This window comes from Shewanella chilikensis (assembly GCF_037953065.1).
GTDB classification, from domain to species: domain Bacteria; phylum Pseudomonadota; class Gammaproteobacteria; order Enterobacterales; family Shewanellaceae; genus Shewanella; species Shewanella chilikensis.
Genome location: NZ_CP149966.1, coordinates 3,797,133 through 3,821,075 on the forward strand (window position 1 = coordinate 3,797,133; position 23,943 = coordinate 3,821,075).

Sequence of the window (23,943 nt, forward strand, 5' to 3'; positions counted from 1 at the left end):
CAATCTCACCGGAAACATGATGCAGCGCAATAAAAAGAAAAAAGCGGACTCCTGACAGTCCGCTTTTTTTGATGGGGGCTCAAGCGCCCCGACTCCGTGCTATCGGAGAATTAGCTTGGCCTAGTGCTCTTTAGCGTACTTGGCAGCTTCAGCACCGGCGATACGACCGAAGGTTACGATATCAGAGATAGCGTTACCACCCAGACGGTTGGCACCGTGAACACCACCAGTGGCTTCACCGGCAGCATACATACCTTGGATCAGATGACCGTCTTTGGCTTTAACCTCAGTCTTGGTATCGATCTTCACGCCACCCATGCTGTGGTGTACAGCTGGCTTAACTTCGATGGCGTAGTATGGAGCAGTACCCAGTTCACGAGGCAGGTTAGGACGCTCGAATTGAGTGTCTTTACCAGACTTCACGAAACCGTTGTAGGTAGCGATAGTCTTGGCCAGCTCGGCACCTGGAACACCAATCTTCTTGGCCAGTTCTTCAGGAGTCTTACCTTCGTCAACAATGCCCAGGTGGACATAGTTTTCAATCTTCTTCAAGCTCTTACGAACTGAGTCATCGAATACCAAGAAGGCGCTGGCACCTTTCTGTTTCAGGATGGCTGCAGAAGCCTTGTCACGAGTAGTGATTTCGTTGACGAAACGGTCACCTTCGCGGTTAACCAGGATAGCACCGTTACCACGTACGGCTTCAGTTACCATCACACCACCACGTGGAGACAGAGTTGGGTGAGCCTGTACCCATTCCAGATCGCGGGTATCGGCACCGGCTTGCATGGCAACATCCAGACCGTCACCGGTTGCACCAGGATGGTTGGTAGCAGCAAAGCCTTTCAGCTTAGGATCATACTTGGCAACACGGTCGTTGTTTCTGGCGAAACCACCGGTAGCCATAACCACGGCGTCAGCCTTGATCACATAGTAACCAGTGTACTTACCTTCAACCAGAACGCCGGTCACTTTACCTGAATCATCTTTCAGTACGCGAACAACGCGGCTGTTCAGACGGATATCGGTACCGCGCTTAACAGCGTTGTCCCACAGAACCTGAGCTACGTGAGCACCCACACCGGCACCACCAGTTGGACGGTGGCTACGGTTTACACTGGCACCACCCATACGACCTACGTCATTCATGTCGGCGCCCATAGCGGTCAACCAGTCGATAGAGTCGGAAGAGTTATTGGCCAGTACTTTAACCAGCTCAGGATCGTTGATGTTACGGCCACCTTTCATGGTGTCCTCAATCATGATCTCTTTCTTGTCTTTAATGCCCAGAGCCGCTTGAGGCTTGGTTTCAGCAGCGTTCATACCACCGGCAGCCAGCTTGGTGTTACCACCAGCAACAGGTTCTTTTTCCAACAGAATCACTTTGGCACCGTTGTCGCGGGCAGATACTGCAGCGGCCAGACCGGCACCACCAGAACCTATGATAACCACGTCAGTGGTTTCACGAGGACCAGCTGCGATGGCTTTGTCTTGAGCATCTTTCTGCACGTCGATAGGAACGAACTTACGCTCCCACTTACCGCCGAATGGCATATCGAAGCCGAAGCTATGGCAAGCGTCACAGTATGCCACTGATTTTTCATGGCCTATGTGGCAAGAAGTACAAGCGATTTCACCGATAAGGTGAGACTTGTGTGGAGAAATCTTCAGATCTTTTTCACCGGCAGCAATCTCATTCAGATCACCGTGGCAGCTAACGCATTGCGCGTTCTCATGGGTCAGGTTGTCATCGGTTGGACCTTTCTCGGAAACGTGGCAAGTATCGCAACCGCCCATCTCACCATGAAAATCCGCCAATACATCTGCGCCGGCATAAGCTGTACCGGCCATCATGCCGGAAATCAGAGCAGCCAGTGCTGTTTTTTTAAGTGCTCCCGTGAACATAGAGTGTTCCTCCACCATATTATTTCACATACTCATATATAGCTATTTCGTACTACAGTGCTTTTTAGTTTTTTATACCAATTACCAAGGCTGTAGCACGTCATATCTCCCACGGCAGAAGATATCACTACCCCTTTAGGCATATATTTAACTGAGTCACAAAAAATTTCCTGTTGCAGACAGCTATCTGCATTTCTGTGCACTTTTGCAGATTAGCCGGTCACATATTGATACAAATCACGGTCAGCGTACCGTATAGCTGACGAGGTTAACGTTTTGAGGTTCTGTATTTCCATGTGAGAAGACTCGACAAATACAGGATCAAGCATAGTCGCCAATTGGCGAATGCTGCTAAGCTAACGGAAAATTTGTATTCTGGATCACAGATATCATCGCCATGGCTAAAACACAGATGTCTGAAAAGCAGTTTTGGCTGCAACGCCTTTGTAAGACCAGCCTCAGAGCCCTGCACATTTTGGGAATAGTCGGTGCCGGTGGCGGTATTTTGCTATCTGTCCCCAGAGAAAGCTGGCAGCTCTATTGGATCATGGCCATGGCCAGTGGTAGTTGCCTGATGCTGTGGGAGATAGTCCGTGATTGGCGCTGGCTTATCCAATTGAAAGGGGTATTAACCCTGGTGAAACTACTGCTGATCTTGCTATTCATTCCCTTGGCAAGCTACAAGAGCGAATTGCTTGTGACTGTGGTTTTACTGTCGGTCATAGTGTCACATGGACCTGCAGGTCTGAGACATTACTCTATAGTTCATAGACGCAGAATCGACAGCCGCAAGGAGATCAAGGGATGAATACCGCAGAGCTGATCACCGCCTTTGACCGACACCCAGAGATAACGCCGACGCTCAGAGTGCTGGACTTGGCCTGTGGCTCAGGGCGCAACGGCCATTGGTTTGCCAAGCAGGGGGCCGAGGTCACCTTCATCGATCGCAATCCCGAGGGTTTTGATGGCCTCTGGCGCCAGTTTCCTCACTGCCAATTTATCGAATGGGATCTCGAACAAGGTGATAAACCCGAGCTTCAGCCTTTCGATGTAGTATTGGTGTTCAACTACCTGCACCGCCCCTCGCTGCCCTGGATTGCCAAACAGCTAAAGCCTGGAGGCTTGCTGTTTTACGAAACCTTTACTCGAGAACAGGCCAAGTTCGGCCGTCCCAGCAACCCGGACTTTTTATTGAATGAAGGTGAGCTAGAACACAGATTTGCCAAATTCGAGACTTTACATTACTTTGAAGGCCATATGCCCGGCGGAGAAACGGGAATGCTGCAAGCCAAGGCACAATTGATTGCCAGAGCCGTCCGCTGATCCGCCTCCATTCAGCTGTATCAAGGACCTGCAATGTTTCCCTATCCCGAGCAGTATCGGCTTGCCCTGCCCCCGTTGATCACCGCCTTTATGGTGCTCTGGTCACTGTTGACCCGGCCTCTGCTGGGAGATGCCAGCCCATTCGCCCTTTATCCCTTGTTGTTACTGTTCCCTCTGGTGCTTGGGCTGCACCTGCACCTTATCTGGCAAGCAGCCGGCCTACGTCGCCTGGATCAGGCTTTCTACGCTTTGGTACACGGTATTCTGGCTTTTGTGGTCTGGACCTTTTGCATCATGCATGTGGGCGGTCACAGCTTCTCCTAAGCTTCCTGGTGAATAAAAAGGGGCACGGTTTACACCGTGCCCCTTTGGCTTGGAAAGGGAGAGTTATTTGTCCTTAGGGTCGAGCAAGCTTGATTCTTCGGACGCAAGAACCAAGTTTAAAAACAGGTAGTACACCAATACAAAAGCGCTCAGTGAACCGACCAAATAGAGAGTTACCTGTAACATGATGGCCTCCACTGACGGTTATAGATTGATGGACTCATCGGGGATCTTGTAAATCACACACTCTGGATACGGCTCACACAGAGATGGCGTATTGACTTCATCCTTGCCCTTGGTGGGTGTCGACGCCAGCAGTAGCGGTAAAGCAAACAGAGTAGAAAGCAATGCAAATCCAATCGCATTTTTCACAAACTGATTCAAACTTTTCATCATCTTTTCTCCTGCTGGGAAGGGGTGGGCGCAAGCTGCGCCCGAGATTGCTTCGACCTTTTTGCCTGGTACTCAGAGTAAAAACCAAGCACTTTAAAAGTCAGGCAATCAAGCTTGCCCCTAAAGCTATCTCAGACAGAGAAAAGCACCATAATGAAAAAGTGATGGAAAGGTGATGCCTTATAAATCAGTTAATTACTTCGACTATATCTGTATTGGCAGGCCCCAATAACGCCAGCGAGATCTGGCCGTCATCTGTCACCGACAGCAATCTTGGGGAAACTTTCTCCATCGGAATGTCACGTCCTTCTCTCTTGCCCGTATGGAGATCTATCTTGAGAATGCCCATAGCATTGTCGTTGGGCCGCAACAACCAAAGTGCCTCGGCAGCCAGTTGCCAACTGCTACCGAAGTGAGGAGTATACTGGTCATAAAAGAGTTCTTCGACGCCCTGCTTCAGACGCCAAATCCCTTTCTTGTACAGGCGGGTAAAATAAAGAGTACCGTCGGCGGCGTACTTGGCAGAAAAGCCATCTGTCAACAAAGGCTGCTGCTCGCCACTGTCTAACATCAGGCTGTTTATCTGCCAGCGACCATCGACACTGACGGCTGCCAGCAGTTCATTGCTACTGCGCCCCCAACTGACATTACGGACATTGCCCAGCTGAGGGAAAAACTTGAGTTCACCGTTTTCAGGGTTAAGGACAAACACCTGTTGGTTGAGACTACCGGCCACCAGCTTGTCATCGGCTGAATAACTGAGTTCATCTATATGAGAAAAAGTGCTCAGGCGACTCAGTTGTTTCTCCGTGCCCTGTTCGTCCCGACGCCATAATTGTGGCAAGCCGCTGCGATTGGAAACAAAGATCAACTCCTTGCCATCGTGGCGCAAGGTACCGGCGGTATCACGGCGACTGGACGCCACAAAGCGCTGCGGCTTGGAAGCCTCATCAAAGGGCGAGGACCAGAACCAGATCTCCTCTTCAAACAGTTCGCCGACAACCGCCGCCATGCGTCCGGCACTATTGGCCGAGGGAGAATTGATTTCCTGCAACACGCTCGTCAGTCGGGTTAACTTACGGGGTTTGAGTTGCAAACGGTGAAGTTGCCCCTCCTCTCCTCGGTATACCAAGGCGTTGCCGCCTTTATCCCAGGCAATACTGCGCAGTGGATACCCCACACGCTGCAGGTTTTGCCAATCACCGGATTCGATATCGAACAGCAAGATCTGAGTGTCGAACCAGTTGATACTACGCAGCACCGCCAGACTGTGACCGTCGGGAGACAAGGCCAGTGCATAGTCGCCGCGTCCCACCACATGAGGTTGACTCAATTGCTGGCGCCGGCCGTCGCTGAGACTGAGCAGAAAAACGCGCTTGAAACCTTCGACCCCTTCGGCATCCACATAAAACAGCGAGCGGTTCGAGGGACTCCAGGCGATGCTGGTCGACTGTGTTGTCTGATGGCACTGGCTGACTATGCGGCTTCGCATCCCTTCTTCCGTCAGCTCTGTCACCATGATACGGCAGCCCTGAGTCTCACTGAATGCCAAATAAGCCAAGGCCTTGCCATCGTGGCGCCAGGCCGGGTAGCGCAGACTGTAATCATCCACAACAGGAATGGTTTTGATGACTCTGTCGCCGAGCGACATCAGCTCAATATGCCACTTATCGGCGTTCAGTTCCCGATAGGAAAATGCCAGCATGCTGCCATCGGGGGACAGGCTGGGGTCCACCTCCTGACCATTGAGCGAAGTCAGTGGAGTCAAACGCCGGATGGCCACATCTGTCAACTCAAGCTGGGGGTTTTCCTGGGCAGGAGCCAGATAGAGCCAACTGGCAATACCCGCCGCCAGCACACCGAAGGCGCCGCCCAAATAGCCCCACTTTCTGCCGCCTGCTGCTATCTTTTGCTCAGTCTCGGCGTCTAACTGTGTTATTGGTAGAGGGTTGTCCGGCGAATCGTCGTCGAGTGTCGTCTCGCGTACTTTCGCTATCAACACATAGCCCTGCTTGGGCACTGTCTTGATAAAACGTGGCTCTCTGGGATTATCCTGCAAATACTGACGCAGCAAACCGATAATGCGGTTGATGGCGTTATCCGTGATAATACCGCCGTGCCAAACCTCCTGGATCAACATCTCTCGGGTCACCAGGGTGTTGGCATGATGGATAAGGCACAGCAATACCTGCATCACCCTGAGCTCGAGCCGTACTTGAGCCTCTTCGCGGCTCAGCGTACTCATCTGAGGGTCAACCAACCAATCTTCCAACAGGTAACCTGAGCGCCTTCCCATACCAATCCATTTCCAATTCAAACACTAAGATACTAATTGCCGCGGTTGTAAAAGAGAAGTAAAGCACTCAAATTAACCCAGGGAAGATAGGGACAAGTTCCATGATGCTCTGCGTTGGCTTACGGACCTGGGTGCAACAACGCCCAAGAGCTTGCATCTACCTGCAGCCGCGGTTATCTTTGCCGTCCATTTTCATTGAGGCCATGACATGTCAGATTTTGTCTACAATCCACCAACCGAGCCTTGGCTGGATATTCTTTACCAGGACAAGGACATCATAGTCATCAATAAACCTTCGGGACTGCTCTCGGTTCCCGGACGAGATCCGGCCCATCACGACAGCGCTTATGCCAGAGTGTTGGCCGAACATCCGCAGGCACAAGTGGTTCACCGCCTCGACATGGCCACCTCGGGCGTGCTCTTGTTGGCACTGAGGCGCAGTGCCGAGCGTGAACTGAAACGCCAGTTTCGAGACAGGGAAACCCAAAAGAGTTACTACGCCAGAGTCGCCGGTTATATCAAGGCCACTCAAGGCAGTATAGAACTGCCACTCATCTGCGACTGGCCCAACAGGCCCAGACAGAAAGTTGACCATCAAGTGGGTAAGCCGTCATTGACTCATTATGAGGTGATCAGCAAGGGGCGTTATTCAACTCTGGTCAAGCTGATCCCCATCACAGGACGCTCACACCAACTCAGGGTGCATATGATGGCATTGGGTCATCCCATTCTGGGCGATGGTTTCTACGCCGACTCCTGGGCAAAAAGATTGGCTCCCAGATTGCTGCTGCATGCCGCCAGCCTCAGCATCAAGCACCCCTACTCGGGTGACCCCATGAGCTTCAGTGCACCTGTGCCTTTTCTCGAGCCCGAAGGCGGGCAATAGCGACTAACATCACCCTAGATGTTAAGCCAAAAGTCGCCTTAAGACTGGCAATTTTACAATAAAACACGTAGATTCGTGCCTGATTATAAGCAATTTAGGCGTGATGCTGTGGATACATCATTTCAAAGAGATCAACTGGACAATCAGATCCTGGAAGCCCTGATGCAGGATGCTCGAACCCCTTTTGCTGAGCTGGCCAAACGCTTCAGCGTCAGCGCAGGCACGATTCATGTCAGGGTCGAAAAGATGAAACAGGCCGGTATCATCACCGGAGCCCAAATAACGGTTAACCCCAAGGCTCTGGGCTATGATGTCTGCTGCTTTATCGGCATCAATCTCAAGAGTGCCGGTGACTATCCCGCCGCTATCTCCAAGCTCAATGAGCTGGAAGAAGTGGTAGAGGCCTACTACACCACAGGCAACTACAGCGTGTTTGTCAAAGTGATGTGTCAATCTATAGATGCCCTGCAGCACGTGCTGATTAACCGCATCCAGTCGATAGACGAAATTCAGTCCACCGAAACCCTGATAAGCCTGCAGAACCCAATTGTCAGGGCGGTAAAACCCTGACAACAGATAAAGAAAAGGCTGCCAAATTGGCAGCCTTTTTCAGTTTAAGACTTAGGAAAGGAGTAAAGGACTATGGCCATTTGCTGCGAACCACGCCTTGCGTCCAGGCCTGTAAGCCAACGCAGAGCACACATAAGACTTGTTTCGCACCTTCCTTAGCTCGATTTTCTGCGCAGCCACCCCAAAGGCAGCAACAACAGTGACAACCACCCCAGCGAACCACCACTGTCATGCTCCCAGTCAAACACCACTATGCTGACCGTTTCCGTAGTGCTGTTACCCTTGGAGTCACTCACCTTCAGATTGAAAGTCAGCAAATCGCCAGAACCACCCACTTCAGGCGCTGTCAGATCCAGCTTGGCCGCCGAGCTGTCAAACTTCAGCGGCGCACCGGCGATCTGAGTCCAATGATAGCTGACCGAATCACCATTGGGATCGGCCGAGGCAGATGCATCGATAACAAAGCTATTACGCTCTGCCACTCGGTCGGGTGCATTAACTTTAATAACTGGAGCACCTTCTTTGACATCAAACAGATACTCCTGAGTCAATACCTCGGCGGTATCATTGACAACGGTATTGCTCAGTATCAGCTTATTACCCAGCCCCTGTTTACGCGGGATAAACTTGAAACTCAGTGTCTTGGCCGGTTCACCAGTTTGCATCACATGAGTCCAACTCAATACTCCTTGAGCCAGTTCCCCTTTGTCGCTGATAGCTGTGACTTCATGTCCTTCCGGCACCATGGCCTTGATTTGATACTCCCGAGCCTCTGGGGAAGTATTGGCAGCGATAGTTACAGTCATGGTTACTGGCAGCCCAGGGGTCATCTCACCACTGAGTATACTGGCCTCAGGCATCTGCACATCATCAACGACTCGGCTGAAAGCAACCGGCAGGTTCTTGGCAGCGACATTGGTATCACAGGACGTCAGAGTTACTACGGCATAACCCAGGTCGCTGGCGTCAAAATTATCCTTCCAGGCAAATTTCAGTGAGAAGTCCTCATTGTCACCCGTCTTGGTCAGAGTAAAGTTGTCCTGAGCCGGACCGGCCTCTACCACAGAGGTTTTCAAGGTGAAGGGATCTTCGGCATTGGCGGCCGAGGCCTCATAGTTTTGCACAAAAATATAATAGTCACCGACTTCTGGATTACTGATACTGACAGATTCATCAGAACCGGCTCTGGCCGATTGGCCGACAAGGGCATCCAACGACCCGTCACTATCTCTGTCTATCGCCACATAGAGATCCAAATCCGGGGAATTGGTGGCAGTAATAGTGGTATTGAATAGCTTTGCCCCCTCTTCAACCCTGTAGGCGACGAAGGCGACACCATCGGTAATGTCGTCCAGGAAGCTACCAACATTCGAATCTTGCTTCAGCACGCCTTCAAAACTGTCGGCCAGAGCCAAGACAGATACTTCTGCATCCAGTCCAGTCATATCCAGCGATTTCAGCTCGCTGAAAGTCAGCTCGTCGGCATCTCGTCCCGCTCTGATGGTTAAACTGTCCGGCAAATTGTCACGGGCAGCTTTAACCGCCACAGGCATGGCCGCATCAGGGTGGTTACTCGAGGTCAACAGCAGGTTACCAAACGCCCAATCACTTGAGTTCACTCCTGTGATATCGGCAGTGACAGTCACCAGCTGCGACTGCCCCTTGGTCAGAGTAAAGTTTTCAGGCGAAACAGTTATTTTCAGCCCTTCAGTCGTCGCCACCCCGGCAGCGCTCCATACGCCGTCTTTGGTAGCCGTGACTTTTCGAGTCCAACTGCAACTGTTAACACATCGGCTAGTAGACATGCTGGGAAGATTCAAACGTCTGGGATCACCACCGAGTTCTGGATTGGCAAACTCATAATTGTCCGCCAACTCATCCATGATAAGCCCTGTCTTGGCGGCCAAATCAACCCGGATCCGGCCGGCCCCCACATCAAACGGATCCGCGGTAGTCTTGCCATCGGCTTTGGTCATAGCACTGGCTGTTGTTGCAGTCAGCATCAAGGCTGAACGGATATTATCCGGCGTCCACTCAGGATGAGCCGACTTCAGCAGCGCCCCGGCGCCCGCCACATGAGGACTGGACATAGAAGTACCGGACATCAGAGTATAATCGGCAGGATCTGTCCCTGTTACTTCATGGCCATACTGCTCATCAGCATAAGCGGCATAGATATCCACACCCGGTGCTGAAATCGAAGGCGCAATCACATCTAAGTAACGGTTTGGTCCAAGTAGAGAGAAACTTCCCAACACATCGGTCTGACGCTCAACGGCAGATGGAGTGGCATTGATTTTGGCTACCAAGCCTGGCGTAGCCGCCAGCGCATCCACGACAGCCAAACCATCAATATTGCCGATGAAAACAGAGGGGATACTGGTGTTGCCAAGTCCGGACATCTTGCTTCTAACGTTGCCTTCACCGTCTTTGTTAAAGACGATAACCCCTACTGCTCCCGCATCTTTGGCATTATTGACTTTGTCGGCGAAATTACAGCCGCCGCGCTTAATCAACGCCAACTGCTCCTTGAACGCATCGGCGGCAAAGGCGTTGCAACCTTCGAAATTATCAGCTGCCAAGTCACCGGCATACACCAAAGGTGCGCTGATGTCTGTAGTCATTACCGGCCCGGTTCCCTGAGTGTAATCCAGCAGGTCACCGTTGAACTCCAGAGTGGAGCGCACTTCCCGGTTGTGGGTTGATGCCGCAACTGAGGTATACCAAGGCGCATTCTTGGGTGAAGAAAAGGGAACTTGGCCAACCGATGCAGAAGTATTTCCGGCCGATACGGCAGAGAAGATGCCGGCATTACGGGCTGCCAGGAAGCTCATTTCAGTAGAACTTGCCCAAGGGAAACCACCGCCGCTGATGGAATAGTTGATCACATCCACTCCGTCGGCAATAGCATCATCCAAAGCCTTGAGAATCGCCGATGTGGGGCAACCTGAGTATCTATCGCCATTGTTGCCCGGACGGCAGATCTGATAGGCGACAATATTGGCATGGGGAGCTACCCCGGATATTTGTGTAAACTCGAGACCGGTCTCTATGCCATCCCCCCGAGCTTCACCGACTTCACCGGCAACATAGGGGACATTCTTAAGGATATTGCCCGCTGCAGTACCGGCAGTGTGAGAACCATGACCACCATAATCCTCACCATTCTTGGCAGGAGGCGTTGGACCAAAGACCTCCTCATCATCATAACTATCGGTAATCTCTGGATAACTTCTGACTCCGATTAGCTTATCGTTACACATGTCAGAGAACTCTACCGCACAGTCACCAACGTAAACACCTTGTCCCCAGGGATTGGTATGGTCATAACCATCTCCCCCAATGTCGGCAAAGGATGGATGATCACTGTTGATCCCCGAATCGATCACCCCGACTATAACCCCTTCTCCCATAGCCCGAGTCCCTGTAGCACTGCCGTCCCACACTTTGGGAGAACCTATCATGCTCTGGCTGCTGTCGGTATCCATTGAATAGAGGCTTTCCCGCTCAATGAAAGCCACTTCGGGTAGCTTGGATAGGGCTTCTGCCTGCTGCTGATCCATGGTGACCGCCAGACCATTAAAGGCATAGTGATACCTGGCCTTAGCCTGTAACTGAACCCCTTGTGCCGCGGCACTCATTAAAAAGTTCTGTTGCTTGGCATTCAAATACTTCACGTAGGACTTCACCGCCACACTGGCGGTATTCAGCTTGGGAGACTTTTGAGACGCCAGCCCTTGGCTTCTCTGTGGACTGGTGGCTTCAAGCCCGGCAATACCACCGGCATAATTCGCCACAGAGGGATCTTTCAAGCGCACTATATAAGTGTATTTCCCCTCAGCAAGTCCAGGCTCTTTGACAAACTTATGTTGCCCCACCCCTTGCTGTTGCCCTTTGCGGCCGCTTGACGCACTAAGCAGATCCGAAGAAATAAATGGATCTGATACGCTCAACGGCGCGGCTTGGGTATGGCATGACATGGATAACAGTGCTGCTGATACAGCTATTGCAACTTGACTCTTCAATTGTCTACTCCCATTAAGACTGTTTATTGTTGTTTTATGCTTCCGTTTTAAAACACCCTAAAAACAAGGGCGCCCAACACTTGTAACATCGACAGATACAAATTAAAAACAAATACACAAAAAATTACAATTTATCAGCCATTTACAGAATAGTAGACGTTAAAATCAAGTTCACACCGGGATTTAACTTAATCAAAAAGAGTAAAGTAGTTGGTCATCACCTTGTAGAGCTCAGTTCCCTGGTGCACAGACGCCGAGGCAAAATGTAGCACGGGGATCACATCCTCATTAAGCGAGAGCCTGGTGACTTCAGTACCGGCATCGACTCGGTCGAGCCTGAGCATATTGACCAGAGGCGCGCCGGCGGACAAAGGCACCCCCGGCTTGGCCAGATATTCCACCATACCGGCCATAGGTGCATGAAACTTTCGATAGTCTTTCAGCAAACAAGCAAAACGCGGCATCACCTCGGGTTGTACGCTCTGGGCTATCACCTCTCTATAGCTCAGATAACTTAATATCCCTTCGGCATCGCGACTGGCATCGGCAAGATCGATACGCTCCTGACTGCCAAGCTCCAAGGTAAAGGCCGATACTGCGACTTTCAGCTCTCGCCCGCGACTCTTGGCATAGTCGCTAAGTTGCCACCAGGGATTGAAGGCCGCTTCATCCATGGCGCCGCCAAAGCCTTTGGGCATCACCAAGGTGTAGGGAATATGAAAGTAACCTGCAGCGGACAGCTCATACTCGGGGCAATAGAGGTGTTTACAGGACTTGGGGCCAGTGTGCAGATCCAGCACTATGTCAGCACTGTGCGCCAGTTTCTGCAGATTGAGTGCCAATCTCTGGCCGGTCGTCACTCCCCAAGGATTGGCCAATGCCTGTTCACAGTTGGCAATGAGAAGCTGACGAAAAGCGTCAAACAGTGCTTGCTCCGGCAACTCACTGTGCTGTAGATACCAATCATCCAGCTGGACGGCCTGATCCAGATAAGCTCGGTTCCAGTTAATACCTGTGATGGGATCGAAACGGCCCAAGGTAAACTCACCGCTTTTCTGGTTAATCCCCAAGGGGTTGGCCAGAGGCACCAGGGTGATATCTCCCAGAGGCGGATAATCCCTGAAGTACTGCAGCAGCTGCAAAATCACCGCATTGCCCTGCACCTCGGCGCCATGCACATTAGCCTGAATATAGACGCTGGGTGCCTTATGACTGGTGCCTTTGAAGCGATAAACGGGTATGGTCAGAGGCTGACCTGCGGCCAGCTCCCCAACCGGCAGGTGTTCAAGCTGCATCCTGAGCACCTTCAAACAGGTTGCGATGCAAAGCGGCTACCACATCACCGGCTTCGGCTTCCGACACCAAGACACAAAGATTGTGCGGACTGGCACCCTGACAGATCATTCGGACATTATGGGGTTCAAGCACTTCAAATACCCGGCGACAGATCCCGGCGGTAGTGGCTATCTTGTTGCCTATGATGGCCACCAGAGCCAGCTTGTCTTCCACCCGCACACGGCAGTTCTGCGATAACTCTTGCAGCAGTGCTTCGGTCAGAAGCCCCTTGCCGGCCGAATCTGAGCCCGTTTTATCCAGGGTCAGCGACACATTCACCTCAGAGGTGGTAATGAGGTCAACACTGATCTTGTGCCGCGCCAACACAGCAAAGGTCTCTGCCAAAAAGCCTTGGGCATGCAACATCTGCAAACTGTGCAAGTTAAGCAGAGTCTGATCTCGTCTCACCGCAACAGCCCTGAATACCGGCTCATCTTCCACTTGGTGACGGATCCAGGTACCGCCTTTTTCCGGTGCCCGACTGGAGCCGACAAACACCTGGATCTGTTGACGCACCGCCGGCAAGATGGTGGCAGGGTGCAGCACCTTGGCACCAAAGGTGGCCATCTCTGCCGCCTCGTTAAAACTGATTTCTGCGATAGGCCTGGCGTTGGGAGCCAGTCTGGGATCTGTGGTGTAAATTCCTTCTACATCGGTCCAGATCTCGACCGCATCGGCTTCCAAAGCTTCTGCCAACAGAGCCGCGGAATAATCACTGCCGCCACGTCCAAGTGTAGTGGTTCGGCCATCGGCATCGGCGCCGATAAAGCCCTGGGTCACCAGCAGTTGCTGCTCAAGCAAGGGTTTTAATTTCTCTGTCGCCAGTCGCTTTAGCTCGGCGATTTGTGGTTCGGCCTTACCGAAATGGCTATCAGTACGCATCACCTGACGCACATCAAAGGCGCTGGCCTTGGCACCGCGTTCTCTCAAAACCGCGGCAAACAGCGCTGAAGAGCATTGCTCACCAAGGGACAGGATCTCATCCACCATAGCATGACTCGGCGCCTGCAACAGCTTGGCACTGAGCGTTGCCATGCGGCTGAGCAAAGCATCCAGCGCTGCGGCAACATCGGCAGGTCTGCCAAGTTTGTCCAGAATCGCATATTGAATGGTGGCAATATCTTTCAGTAGTTTGAGACGACGCTCATCTCCCATGTCTGCCTGAGATAGCTCCACCAACAGATTGGTTACACCACTGGATGCACTCACCACAACCAAACGGGTGGCTGAATTTGCAAGCACTATGTCGGCACAGCGATTCATCGCCTGATAATCGGCAACTGAGGTACCGCCAAACTTGGCAACAACAAGAGACATCAGCGCATTCCCCCACAGGCAGGTGACAGGGAAAGGTCGATAACGAGAATAAACTTCATGAGTTAAGCTCCGAACAGATAACGTTCGAAGAGCCTGGTGCTGAGATAACGCACCCCAAAGTAGGGAAAAAGCGATCGTCACCAGAAGCTCTCCACCAAAACCAGGTGACAGCCGCCAGGATTCAGCCTGACCAACCGACCGGAGAGCGTTACCAATGCGCATCCCGACCTCGGCGTTAATCTCCCTCATGAGCCGTCATTGGAAATTGGCTTCCTCTGACTCACTACCTAGTTAACGCACCTCTTCTGTTCCTTTCTTGCGAAAGGGATGAAAAAATTAGCAATAAAGCCCTTATGAAGTCAATGCTAATTTGCATCTGATGAAATATCCTCAACTCATTTATCACTAAGTTCAGGTAATTCATTGACCAAACGAGCTCGGTTTGCAAATAATCCAAGCTCTATTTCATGCTCACCTTTATGGCAGGGCACTAAGGTCAGCAAGCCTTTATCCACATAATAAAGTGCATTCTGACGGTACTTGAATGCTAGCTCGATTGCCGCAGCCTTATCCAAAAAAAGGGCCCAACTTTTTTCCATATGACTGAGATCATCGGCCGCACCTATAATAGCCCGATAGGGTATGCCCAGCTTATCAATATCACCTTGTAATTGCCGATCGAGAAGACGGTTTTGGCAGGAAGTCAGTTTTTGCCCTAGGGGATTATGGGCGGTGACAATGGCAAAAGGAACAGCGGAAGAAAACGACTGAGTCAAAAAAAAGCATGCGCTCTGGTAGTACTGCCAGAGACTTTCAAATGCAGCATCCATTGTAGTATCTGTCTCTAATGAACCGGAGTTATTCTAGCAAAGGCTTACGAAATCCCCTAGCCCCGTGAGCAAGCTCACAGTAAGGCAAAACACAAAATGCTTAAGTTTCAATATCTAACATAAAAACCTGTGACATAGATCATAGTTAAACATTAATTTGTTAACATTTCATTTGTTAACAAATGCCTAATCCTAGTACAATGGATTGTATCGACTGAGGCCTAGAGTTAAGCGTGTGACCAGGCTAGCGCCATTACGCGACAGCATAAGTCTCTATCGATAACGACTCTGTACCAAATGTAATCTGGTTTTAAGATCGCATTTTCTGGATTTTCCATGTCTTTCAGGAACTAAATCCCGCCACTGGGAATCCTAGAGAGTACAGTTCGCGCCTCTCCGGGTGGAGAGCATACTTTTTGCTAATCATGAAGTGTGTTGCCGTTTCATTTCAGTTTTGAACAGCACTTACGTGAACCCTGTGAATGTTGGCGTTTTAGAGAGTATAGCGGAGCGTCACCCGCGCTCATGGTTAGATAAACTGATTTAATTAGGTAAATAACATGCAAAACCCGCACATTCTGATCGTTGAAGATGAAGCCGTTACCCGTAACACGCTGAGAAGTATTTTCGAGGCAGAAGGTTATGTGGTAACCGAAGCCAATGATGGCGCAGAGATGCACAAAGCCTTGCAGGAAAACAAGGTGAACCTGGTAGTTATGGATATCAACCTGCCGGGTAAGAATGGTTTGCTGTTGGCGCGGGAGTTGCGCGAAATCAACAATATCGGTCTCATCTTCCTTACCGGTCGTGACAACGAAGTAGACAAGATCTTGGGCTTGGAAATCGGTGCTGATGATTACATCACCAAACCGTTCAACCCTCGTGAGTTGACTATTCGTGCCCGCAACCTGCTGACTCGCGTCAACAGCTCAGGTGCTGAAATTGAAGAAAAGGCCGCCGTGGAACATTATCGTTTCAATGGCTGGAGCCTGGAAATCAACAGCCGTTCACTGGTCAGCCCACAGGGTGAATCTTACAAGCTGCCGCGTAGCGAATTCCGCGCCATGCTGCACTTCGTGGAAAACCCAGGCAAGATCCTCAGCCGCGCCGAGCTGCTGATGAAGATGACCGGCCGTGAACTCAAGCCACATGACCGTACTGTTGACGTGACTATCCGCCGTATCCGTAAGCATTTCGAAAGTGTGCCTGATACACCGGAAATCATCGCCACCATCCACGGCGAAGGCTACCGTTTCTGTGGTAACCTGGAAGACTGATAAAACTTATCAGTCAATACAAAGCCAGCTTATCAAGCTGGCTTTTGTTTATCTGCCCTTATCACCTGTTCCTGCCCCCTATCTCTCTGGCTTCCTCAAGGTCAATCTCAGCTTCTTCACCGTAGGTCCTATGCCATATGCCACTTTCGGAAACAGTTGCCATACGGTAATTATCCCCTTTTTAACTGTAGTTAAAAGTCGAGGTTAAGCGACCACTGATATTTATCGGCATCCGCCGAGCTGAGTGCAAATTTGATTCTGCCGACTTCGCGGCACAAGATATTCGCCTATAAAAAAACCCGCCATCAAGGCGGGTTTTTATCAGGATAATTAATCCTTATTTCTTGGCTGCGTTACGAGCCTTGGTTTCTGCGATAACAGTCTCAGCCACGTTGGCAGGACATGGAGCATAGTGAGAGAACTCCATGGAGAACTGACCACGACCAGAAGTCATGGTACGCAGGTGACCGATGTAACCGAACATTTCTGCCAGTGGCACGTCAGCCTTAACGCGTACGCCAGTCAGACCAGCTTCCTGATCCTTGATCATGCCGCGACGACGGTTCAGGTCACCGATAACGTCACCAACGTGATCGTCTGGAGTGAACACGTCAACCTTCATCACAGGCTCAAGCAACTGAGGCTTGGCTTTAGGCATAGATTGACGGAATGCGCCCTTGGCAGCGATTTCAAACGCGATCGCAGAGGAGTCAACTGCGTGGTAACCACCGTCGAACAGTTCAACTTCAACGTCCAGTACAGGGAAGCCAGCCAGAGGACCTTCGTTCATCATGTCTTCGAAGCCGCTTTCAACTGCTGGCCAGAATTCACGAGGTACGTTACCACCAACAACGCTGGAGGTGAACTTGAAGCCGCTACCAGCTTCGCCTGGACGGATGCGGTAGTCAATCTTACCGAACTGACCAGAACCACCAGACTGCTTCTTGTGAGTGTAGCTGTCTTCAACGGCTTGAGTGATGGTTTCACGGTAAGCTACCTGTGGAGCACCAACAGTCAGTTCAACACCGTGAGTACGCTTCAGGATGTCTACTTTGATGTCCAGGTGCAATTCACCCATACCCTTAAGAATGGTTTCACCGGTTTCCTGGTCAGTTTCAACCTGGAATGATGGATCTTCTGCAACCATCTTACCCAGAGCAACACCCAGCTTCTCAGAAGCGCCTTTGTCCTTAGGAGTTACAGCGATAGAGATTACTGGATCAGGGAAGATCATAGGTTCAAGAGTACATTCGTGCTTAGGATCACACAGAGTGTGACCAGTCTGAACGTTCTTCATGCCCACAACGGCGATGATGTCACCGGCTTGAGCAGAGTCGATCTCTTTACGATCGTTTGCATGCATCTCAACCATGCGGCCGATACGCTCAGTTTTACCTGTAGCACTATTCAGTACAGTGTCACCTTTCTTCAGCTTACCTGAGTAAACACGGATAAAGGTCAGGGCACCGAAACGGTCATCCATGATCTTAAACGCCAGCGCGCGCAGTGGCTCGTCAGCAGATACTGTAGCTACTTCACCGGTTTCTTCACCAGTTTCTGGGTCAGTCAGAGGCTGAGGCTCAACTTCTGTTGGAGATGGCAGGTAATCAACAACCGCATCCAGAACCATCTGCATACCCTTGTTACGGTAAGCAGAACCACAGTAAGTGGGGAAGAAGGACAGGTTGATGGTACCCTTACGAATACAACGCTTCAGGTCTTCGATAGAAGGTTCTTCACCTTCCATGTAAGCTTCCATCAGGTCGTCGTCCTGCTCAACAGCAGTCTCAACCAGGTGCTCACGGTACTCTTCAACCAGGTCAACCATGTCTTCTGGGATTGCTTCTTCAGAATAGTTTTCTGGCAGACCAGAATCATCCCATACGTAAGCTTTACGGTTCAGAACGTCAACAACGCCCTTGAACTCGTCTTCAACGCCGATAGGCAGAGTCATAACTAGTGGAGTCGCAGCCAAAACGCGCTTGATCTGACCTACAACACGCAGGAAGTCGGCACCCATACGGTCCAACTTGTTTACGAAGATGATACGAGCAACTTCGGATTCGTTAGCATAACGCCAGTTGGTTTCGGACTGAGGCTCAACACCACCTGAACCACAGAATACGCCGATACCGCCGTCCAGAACTTTCAGAGAACGATATACTTCAACTGTGAAGTCAACGTGTCCGGGTGTGTCGATGACGTTGAAACGGTGATCTTTCCAGAAGCAACTTACCGCAGCAGACTGAATGGTAATACCGCGCTCGGCTTCCTGCTCCATGAAGTCAGTAGTAGTGGTACCGTCGTGGCTGTCACCCATCTTGTGGATTTTGCCGGTCAGTTTCAGGATACGTTCTGTGGTAGTGGTTTTACCCGCGTCAACGTGAGCAAAAATACCAATGTTTCTGTATTTTGATAAGTCAGTCATGATTCAACTTCAAATGATTAGTTAATAGGAGACGGAGTATGCCACTTCAAAGCTGCGACAGACGGAACCCCATAAATAAGGCGCGTATTATAACACCGAAACCCCCATAGGCTGCAATCAGCAGTTTCAATTTTCACCAGTTTGTCACCGCTAACGAATTAAAAAAATAAAGCCCTATAAATTCAACACCTTGAGTGCACATACTTTCACTATTCGGGTCATAAACACAGAAATTGACTTCATAAAAGTGCCGCTCTAACCTCAAACCGATGAATTTGGCCCGATTTTATTGGCTCGATCGTATTCAGGATCGCAGCAAATTCTGTTACGGCCTTCCGACTTGGCCCGATACAAAGCCTGGTCAGCCCGATCAAATGCGCTCCATATAGACTCTCCGGGTTTCAGCTCTGTCAGCCCAAAACTACAGCTAAGGCGAACACCGGCAGAAAAAGGATAGACAGTCATCGCCGATGCCAAGCGCTCGCACAGATGCCTTGCCTGAACACAATCAGTATCCGGGCAAACAATCATAAACTCTTCACCGCCCCAACGGGCCACCAGGTCGATTTCGCGGGCTCCCTCCATGAGCAGAGAAGCCAGTTCACTGAGTATAGAGTCACCCACGCTGTGGCCATGGCGATCATTGATATCTTTGAAGAAATCTATATCTATCACTATCAGTGATGTATGCCCTCGCATAGCGTCACTTCGATGTTCAGGCGCAAAGTGTCGATGAAAGTAGTGGCGGTTATACAACTTGGTTAAAGGGTCATGGGTCGAAATAAACTCAAGTTCCCTATTGGTTTCCAATAGCTGATTACGCAGTTTCTCCAACTGTTGATTCTTGGCTGTCAGCTCCCGGTTATATTTACTAATCCAGCGGTAGCGCGCCAGTAAAGCGCCGAAGACCAGTGTTACCACAACCAAAAGCTGCCAAGTCAGCCCTCTATCCGTTTGCTTCAATACCGCTATATTACTCCACTGGCGATACAGCCTGGCCCTGTAGTCGTCAGAAATCTGCGCCAACAAACGATTTAACTCGGGCAGCATCCACTTGCTATTCTCAGTCACCGCCATCCGGAACTGCTCCTCTGGCCCGGCCCAAGCGGCGATTTTGAGATTGAACAACCCACTCTGCTGAAAACGGGCATTGATGGAATACATAGAACCGATAAACAGATCCGCCTCACCGCTGGAGACCATCTCCAATCCCTGCTGCTCTGTCTCGGCCAGAATAATGCGGATCTTGGGATAGTTCTGGCGCACATAATCCAGCAAGCGGTAGCCTCTGGGGATCGCCAGGCTTCTATCACCGACCTGCTCCATATTCTGCAAAAAAGGTTGCTCGCGGCGTGAAACCAACACATTGGGAGAACGGCTATAGATATCGCTGAAATATAAGAACTCAGCGCGCCTGGGAGTGTAGTTAAGCATGGTGGTGAATACACAGCGTTGCTGCTTCAAGTAGGCTAATGTCTGTTGCCAGCTGTCTGTGGGCACTAACTGAAACTGCCAATCAGTCTGCTCTTCAATAAATTCAAGAAAGCCGGATGAGATGCCCACATGATTGCCTTGGTCTATTCCTTCATAAGGCATCCAGTCGGGGTCGACACAATAGGGAATCGTGACTGCATTAACTGCGGCCGTTGCCAGTAAAAGGCTGCCAAACAATATGGGCCGCAAAAACCTCAGCAAAGTATTTACTCTCCGGCGAGTCAGAATACATAGAATTTTAGTCCATAAACTATGCTCTCTCACTGGGGATCACTCTGCTGCCATCGGGCGGTTCCCGCTTGAGTTGCTCAAGCGGCCTAATATATAGGGCTAATAGAATATATAGGACACCCTAAACACTTTCCGAAGGAATATACAGGACATCCAAAACACTTTCCCTATCTTCGGCCAACGGCGGCTGTGGCTAAGCCGTCAAGGAAGCTCAGCCCAGAAGCATACAATGAGTATGTGATAGGGGGAGCCGACGCAGACAATAACGCCACGGTCGCAAACAAAAAATAAAGCACTGACAAAGCCGCCGAGTAGCTTTAGTTCCTGAGCAAATGCACCTATTTCAAACTGTTTGCGGCTGTGGCTAAGCCGTCAAGGAAGCTCAGCCCATGAGTATACAATCAGTATGTGATAGGGGGAGCCAACGCAGACAATAACGCCACGGTCGCAAACAAAAAATAAAGCACTGACAAAGCCGCCGAGTAGCTTTAGTTCCTGAGCAAATGCACCTATTTCAAACTGTTTGCGGCTGTGGCTAAGCCGTCAAGGAAGCTCAGCCCATGAGCATACAATGAGTATGTGATTGGGGGAGCCAACGCAGACAATAACGCCACGGTCGCAAACAAAAAATAAAGCACTGACAAAGCCGCCGAGTAGCTTTAGTTCCTGAGCAAATGCACCTATTTCAAACTGTTTGCGGCTGTGGCTAAGCCGTCAAGGAAGCTCAGCCCATGAGCATACAATGAGTATGTGATTGGGGGAGCCAACGCAGACAATAACGCCACGGTCGCAAACAAAAAATAAAGCACTGACAAAGCCGCCGAGTAGCTTTAGTTCCTGAGCAAATGCACCTATTTCAAACTGTTTGCGGCTGTGGCTAAGCCGTCAAGGAAGCTCAGCCCATGAGCATACAATGAGTATGTGATTGGGGGAGCCGACGCAGACAATAACGCCACGGTCGCAAACAGGAAGAAATAGAAGAAATATCAGTAGTCGAAACCAGGCTGCGCTTTAATCCCCGCCTCAAACGCATGCTTCACGCTATTCACCTCACTGACAGTATCTGCCAATTCAATCAGTTGCCTGTGGCAATTGCGGCCGGTGATGATCACATGCTGCATGGGGGGACGATTTTGCAACGCATCTATCACTCGCTGCAGATCCAGATAGTGGTAACTGACCATGTAGGTGAGTTCATCGAGCAGGAGTATGTCTATGCTGGCATCCTGAAGCCATTTTTCGGCGGCCGCCCAGGCCTTTTCGGCGGCGGCGATATCCTTGGCTTTGTCCTGGGTGTCCCAGGTAAAGCCTGTGCCCATGACTTCGAACTTGACCCCGGCGCCTTCCAGTAGCTTGCGCTCACCGCACTCCCAGGTGCCCTTGATAAACTGCACCACGGCACCCTGCTTGCCATGACCGACCGCGCGGGCCAGAGTGCCAAAGCCGGAGGTGGACTTGCCCTTGCCGTTACCTGTCACGACCAGGAGTATGCCCTTCTCTTCGGTGGCAGCCGCGATTTTGGCATCCACCGCCACTTTCACTTTCTGCTGCCGCTGCTTATGACGCTCTGCCTTGATATCGGTTTGATTATTATCGGTCACCCTGGTCTTCCTCTTTGAATATGTTGATTATTTTATTGAAATCCAGATGTTGCTCCAGCACATCGGCCAAACGTTCCAGCTGTTGCTGGCGCTGCTGATTGATATCCACGGCATGGCCCTGTGACGCCGTCATCCCGGCCCAGGCGAGCAGCAGCTCACAGGCTTCAGGGCTGTCAAACAGGCCGTGCAAATAACTGCCGAGAATTTGATTATCCTCCGACAGCAGGCCTTCGCTGCGGGGTGCTGTGATTTTTGCAAGCTTAGTGGTTTTTGCTGGCTTAGTGATTTTTGCGGGCTCAGTGATTTTTGCCGGCTCAGTGGCGCTGACGCTGTTGGCGTCACTGCCTCGCTCATTAAGCAACAGTGGCTGGGTGCATTGGTCCGGGATCCGCGATGCTCCGCAGTGGATCTCATAGCCGGAGACTGATGCCGATGATTGCCCAAGCCTCAGGGTACCGCTGACATTGAGCAGCTGTTTTTCGGCTTGCAGCTCGGTAGTGAGCGGCAGATATCCCAGCCCTTGGCTGGTACCGGGCAAGTCTTCCAGCCCCAAGGGGTCGGCAATGCTATGCCCCAGCATCTGAAAGCCGCCGCAGATACCGATAAGCTTGCCGCCATAGCGCAGATGGCGAGCTATGCCCTTATCCCAGCCCTGTTGGCAGATAAAAGCCAGGTCGGCGCGCACATTCTTGCTGCCGGGCAACAGCAGGAGATCCAGCCCTGGAAGTTCGCCCTGATGAGTCGGCCCTATATAACAAAACTCGATATCCGGATGCAGCCGCAGCGGGTCAAAGTCGGTATGGTTGCTGATCCTGGGGTACACCAAGACGCCGACTCGCAGTCGCGTCCCAGTTCTTTCAGATTGAGTTGTTTCAGATTGAGCTCGTGCTGATTGAGCTGTTACCGGCTGCTCGGTAGCAGCCCCCTGAGACTGAGCAGTTGTTTGCACCAGTGCATCTTCGGCGTCCAGATGCAGGGCATCGAGGTAGGGCAATACGCCCAATACCGGCTTGCCGGTGTGAGCCTCAAGCCAATCCAGCCCGGACTGCAGTAATGAGATATCACCGCGAAAACGATTGATCACAAAGCCCTTTACCCGCGCCTGCTCACTCTCGGACAGCAGGGCCAAGGTACCGACCAGGTGGGCAAATACCCCGCCCTTGTCGATATCGGCGATGAGGATCACCGGGCAGTCCACCGTTTCGGCAAAGCCCATATTGGCAATATCGCCCTGGCGCAAGTTGATTTCGGCCGGGCTACCGGCGCCTTCTATCAGCAGCCAGTCAAACTCCTGCTGCAACCTGTGCCAGGATGCCAACACCGCCTGCATGGCAGCGGCTTTATAGTCACGACTCTCGGGGCCAAAAAAGGCGGCCGCTTCCAGGCTGGTCAGCGCCTTGCCCTGAATAATCACCTGCGCCTTGGTATCCGAGCTGGGTTTAAGCAATACCGGGTTGAAATCGATTCTCGGCTCAAGACCGGCGGCCACCGCCTGCAGCGCCTGGGCCCGGCCAATTTCACCGCCATCCCGGGTGACGGCGCTGTTGAGCGCCATATTTTGCGGCTTGAAGGGCGCCACCCGCTGACCATGACGATGAAACACCCGGCAGAGTCCGGCTACCAAGGTGCTCTTACCGGCATCCGAAGTGGTGCCCTGCACCATAAGGCTGCGGCCAGGCCGGGCCAGAGCCGAAAATTCAGCTTTAAG

The 23,943-nt window shown here is 51.3% G+C and carries 17 protein-coding genes and 1 riboswitch; of the genes, 6 read left to right on the forward strand and 11 right to left on the reverse strand.

Annotation, left to right across the window (positions count from 1 at the left end; genetic code table 11):
• Window positions 1-120 precede the first annotated feature (120 nt).
• A complete protein-coding gene (fccA, locus tag WKR14_RS17215) occupies window positions 121-1,905 on the reverse strand; it encodes a fumarate reductase flavoprotein subunit FccA (RefSeq protein ID WP_101052811.1) in 1,785 nt (594 codons plus the stop codon).
• 397 nt (window positions 1,906-2,302) lie between these two features.
• Between fccA and WKR14_RS17220 the strand changes: the two genes are divergently transcribed.
• From WKR14_RS17220 to WKR14_RS17230, 3 genes are read left to right on the forward strand one after another with little or no spacing between them, the layout of a single operon-like run.
• Window positions 2,303-2,713, forward strand: a complete 411-nt coding sequence (locus WKR14_RS17220) for a hypothetical protein (protein ID WP_144168810.1) — start codon at window positions 2,303-2,305, stop codon at window positions 2,711-2,713.
• Window positions 2,710-3,228, forward strand: a complete 519-nt coding sequence (locus WKR14_RS17225; RefSeq protein ID WP_339087037.1) for a class I SAM-dependent methyltransferase — start codon at window positions 2,710-2,712, stop codon at window positions 3,226-3,228. The genes WKR14_RS17220 and WKR14_RS17225 overlap by 4 nt, the downstream gene beginning before the upstream one ends.
• 33 nt (window positions 3,229-3,261) lie before the next feature.
• The gene (locus WKR14_RS17230; protein ID WP_028779462.1) at window positions 3,262-3,552 is read left to right on the forward strand and encodes a hypothetical protein; all 291 of its coding nucleotides are present in this window, start codon (window positions 3,262-3,264) and stop codon (window positions 3,550-3,552) included.
• Between the two features lie 204 nt (window positions 3,553-3,756).
• Here the strand turns inward: WKR14_RS17230 and WKR14_RS17235 are convergent, their stop codons facing one another.
• Window positions 3,757-3,948 (reverse strand): hypothetical protein, encoded by a 192-nt coding sequence (locus tag WKR14_RS17235; protein ID WP_039035056.1) that lies wholly within the window; start codon window positions 3,946-3,948, stop codon window positions 3,757-3,759.
• A 184-nt stretch (window positions 3,949-4,132) separates the two neighbouring features.
• Window positions 4,133-6,241: a winged helix-turn-helix domain-containing protein gene (locus WKR14_RS17240; protein WP_339087038.1), complete on the reverse strand. Its 2,109-nt coding sequence runs from the start codon at window positions 6,239-6,241 to the stop codon at window positions 4,133-4,135.
• A gap of 208 nt (window positions 6,242-6,449) precedes the next feature.
• Between WKR14_RS17240 and rluA the strand changes: the two genes are divergently transcribed.
• Both rluA and asnC read left to right on the forward strand, forming a co-directional pair.
• Entirely contained in the window at window positions 6,450-7,127 is a 678-nt protein-coding gene (gene rluA / locus WKR14_RS17245; RefSeq protein ID WP_101052801.1) for a bifunctional tRNA pseudouridine(32) synthase/23S rRNA pseudouridine(746) synthase RluA, read from the forward strand.
• A gap of 108 nt (window positions 7,128-7,235) precedes the next feature.
• The gene (gene asnC, locus WKR14_RS17250; RefSeq protein ID WP_025888669.1) at window positions 7,236-7,697 is read left to right on the forward strand and encodes a transcriptional regulator AsnC; all 462 of its coding nucleotides are present in this window, start codon (window positions 7,236-7,238) and stop codon (window positions 7,695-7,697) included.
• Window positions 7,698-7,852: 155 nt separating this feature from the next.
• Here the strand turns inward: asnC and WKR14_RS17255 are convergent, their stop codons facing one another.
• From WKR14_RS17255 to WKR14_RS17270, 4 genes are all read right to left on the reverse strand, one after another.
• Complete coding sequence (locus WKR14_RS17255) at window positions 7,853-11,722, reverse strand: S8 family serine peptidase (protein WP_339087039.1); 3,870 nt, start codon at window positions 11,720-11,722, stop codon at window positions 7,853-7,855.
• A 188-nt stretch (window positions 11,723-11,910) separates the two neighbouring features.
• Window positions 11,911-13,017, reverse strand: coding sequence for a succinylglutamate desuccinylase/aspartoacylase family protein (locus WKR14_RS17260; protein ID WP_101052797.1), 1,107 nt, complete (start codon window positions 13,015-13,017; stop codon window positions 11,911-11,913).
• Window positions 13,007-14,374: a lysine-sensitive aspartokinase 3 gene (lysC, locus tag WKR14_RS17265; RefSeq protein ID WP_101052795.1), complete on the reverse strand. Its 1,368-nt coding sequence runs from the start codon at window positions 14,372-14,374 to the stop codon at window positions 13,007-13,009. Before lysC ends, WKR14_RS17260 begins: the two co-directional genes overlap by 11 nt.
• A gap of 136 nt (window positions 14,375-14,510) precedes the next feature.
• Window positions 14,511-14,687, reverse strand: a riboswitch (Lysine riboswitch).
• 82 nt (window positions 14,688-14,769) lie between these two features.
• Window positions 14,770-15,204, reverse strand: coding sequence for a DUF3293 domain-containing protein (locus WKR14_RS17270; protein ID WP_101052793.1), 435 nt, complete (start codon window positions 15,202-15,204; stop codon window positions 14,770-14,772).
• Between the two features lie 560 nt (window positions 15,205-15,764).
• On the opposite strand from WKR14_RS17270, the gene arcA reads away from it, so the two are divergent.
• The gene (gene arcA, locus WKR14_RS17275; protein ID WP_039035539.1) at window positions 15,765-16,481 is read left to right on the forward strand and encodes a two-component system response regulator ArcA; all 717 of its coding nucleotides are present in this window, start codon (window positions 15,765-15,767) and stop codon (window positions 16,479-16,481) included.
• Window positions 16,482-16,818: 337 nt separating this feature from the next.
• Here arcA and fusA read toward each other — a convergent pair whose 3' ends face one another.
• The 4 genes from fusA to WKR14_RS17295 form a co-directional block, all read right to left on the reverse strand.
• A complete protein-coding gene (gene fusA, locus WKR14_RS17280; protein WP_234555542.1) occupies window positions 16,819-18,909 on the reverse strand; it encodes an elongation factor G in 2,091 nt (696 codons plus the stop codon).
• A gap of 261 nt (window positions 18,910-19,170) precedes the next feature.
• Window positions 19,171-20,604 carry a diguanylate cyclase gene (locus WKR14_RS17285; RefSeq protein ID WP_339087040.1) on the reverse strand — a complete coding sequence of 478 codons (1,434 nt, stop codon included), beginning with the start codon at window positions 20,602-20,604 and terminating at the stop codon, window positions 19,171-19,173.
• Window positions 20,605-21,620: 1,016 nt separating this feature from the next.
• Window positions 21,621-22,235, reverse strand: a complete 615-nt coding sequence (cobO, locus tag WKR14_RS17290) for a cob(I)yrinic acid a,c-diamide adenosyltransferase (RefSeq protein WP_335921881.1) — start codon at window positions 22,233-22,235, stop codon at window positions 21,621-21,623.
• Complete coding sequence (locus WKR14_RS17295) at window positions 22,225-23,898, reverse strand: cobyric acid synthase (protein WP_339087761.1); 1,674 nt, start codon at window positions 23,896-23,898, stop codon at window positions 22,225-22,227. The genes cobO and WKR14_RS17295 overlap by 11 nt, the downstream gene beginning before the upstream one ends.
• Window positions 23,899-23,943: the final 45 nt, after the last annotated feature.

Coding starts and splice junctions, on each gene's coding strand:
- fccA (WP_101052811.1), bottom strand. CDS start 1,905: ATGTTCACGGGAGCACTTAAAAAAACAGCACTGGCTGCTCTGATTTCC.
- WKR14_RS17220 (WP_144168810.1), top strand. CDS start 2,303: ATGGCTAAAACACAGATGTCTGAAAAGCAGTTTTGGCTGCAACGCCTT.
- WKR14_RS17225 (WP_339087037.1), top strand. CDS start 2,710: ATGAATACCGCAGAGCTGATCACCGCCTTTGACCGACACCCAGAGATA.
- WKR14_RS17230 (WP_028779462.1), top strand. CDS start 3,262: ATGTTTCCCTATCCCGAGCAGTATCGGCTTGCCCTGCCCCCGTTGATC.
- WKR14_RS17235 (WP_039035056.1), bottom strand. CDS start 3,948: ATGATGAAAAGTTTGAATCAGTTTGTGAAAAATGCGATTGGATTTGCA.
- WKR14_RS17240 (WP_339087038.1), bottom strand. CDS start 6,241: ATGGGAAGGCGCTCAGGTTACCTGTTGGAAGATTGGTTGGTTGACCCT.
- rluA (WP_101052801.1), top strand. CDS start 6,450: ATGTCAGATTTTGTCTACAATCCACCAACCGAGCCTTGGCTGGATATT.
- WKR14_RS17260 (WP_101052797.1), bottom strand. CDS start 13,017: ATGCAGCTTGAACACCTGCCGGTTGGGGAGCTGGCCGCAGGTCAGCCT.
- lysC (WP_101052795.1), bottom strand. CDS start 14,374: ATGTCTCTTGTTGTTGCCAAGTTTGGCGGTACCTCAGTTGCCGATTAT.
- WKR14_RS17270 (WP_101052793.1), bottom strand. CDS start 15,204: ATGGATGCTGCATTTGAAAGTCTCTGGCAGTACTACCAGAGCGCATGC.
- arcA (WP_039035539.1), top strand. CDS start 15,765: ATGCAAAACCCGCACATTCTGATCGTTGAAGATGAAGCCGTTACCCGT.
- fusA (WP_234555542.1), bottom strand. CDS start 18,909: ATGACTGACTTATCAAAATACAGAAACATTGGTATTTTTGCTCACGTT.
- WKR14_RS17295 (WP_339087761.1), bottom strand. CDS start 23,898: ATGGTGCAGGGCACCACTTCGGATGCCGGTAAGAGCACCTTGGTAGCC.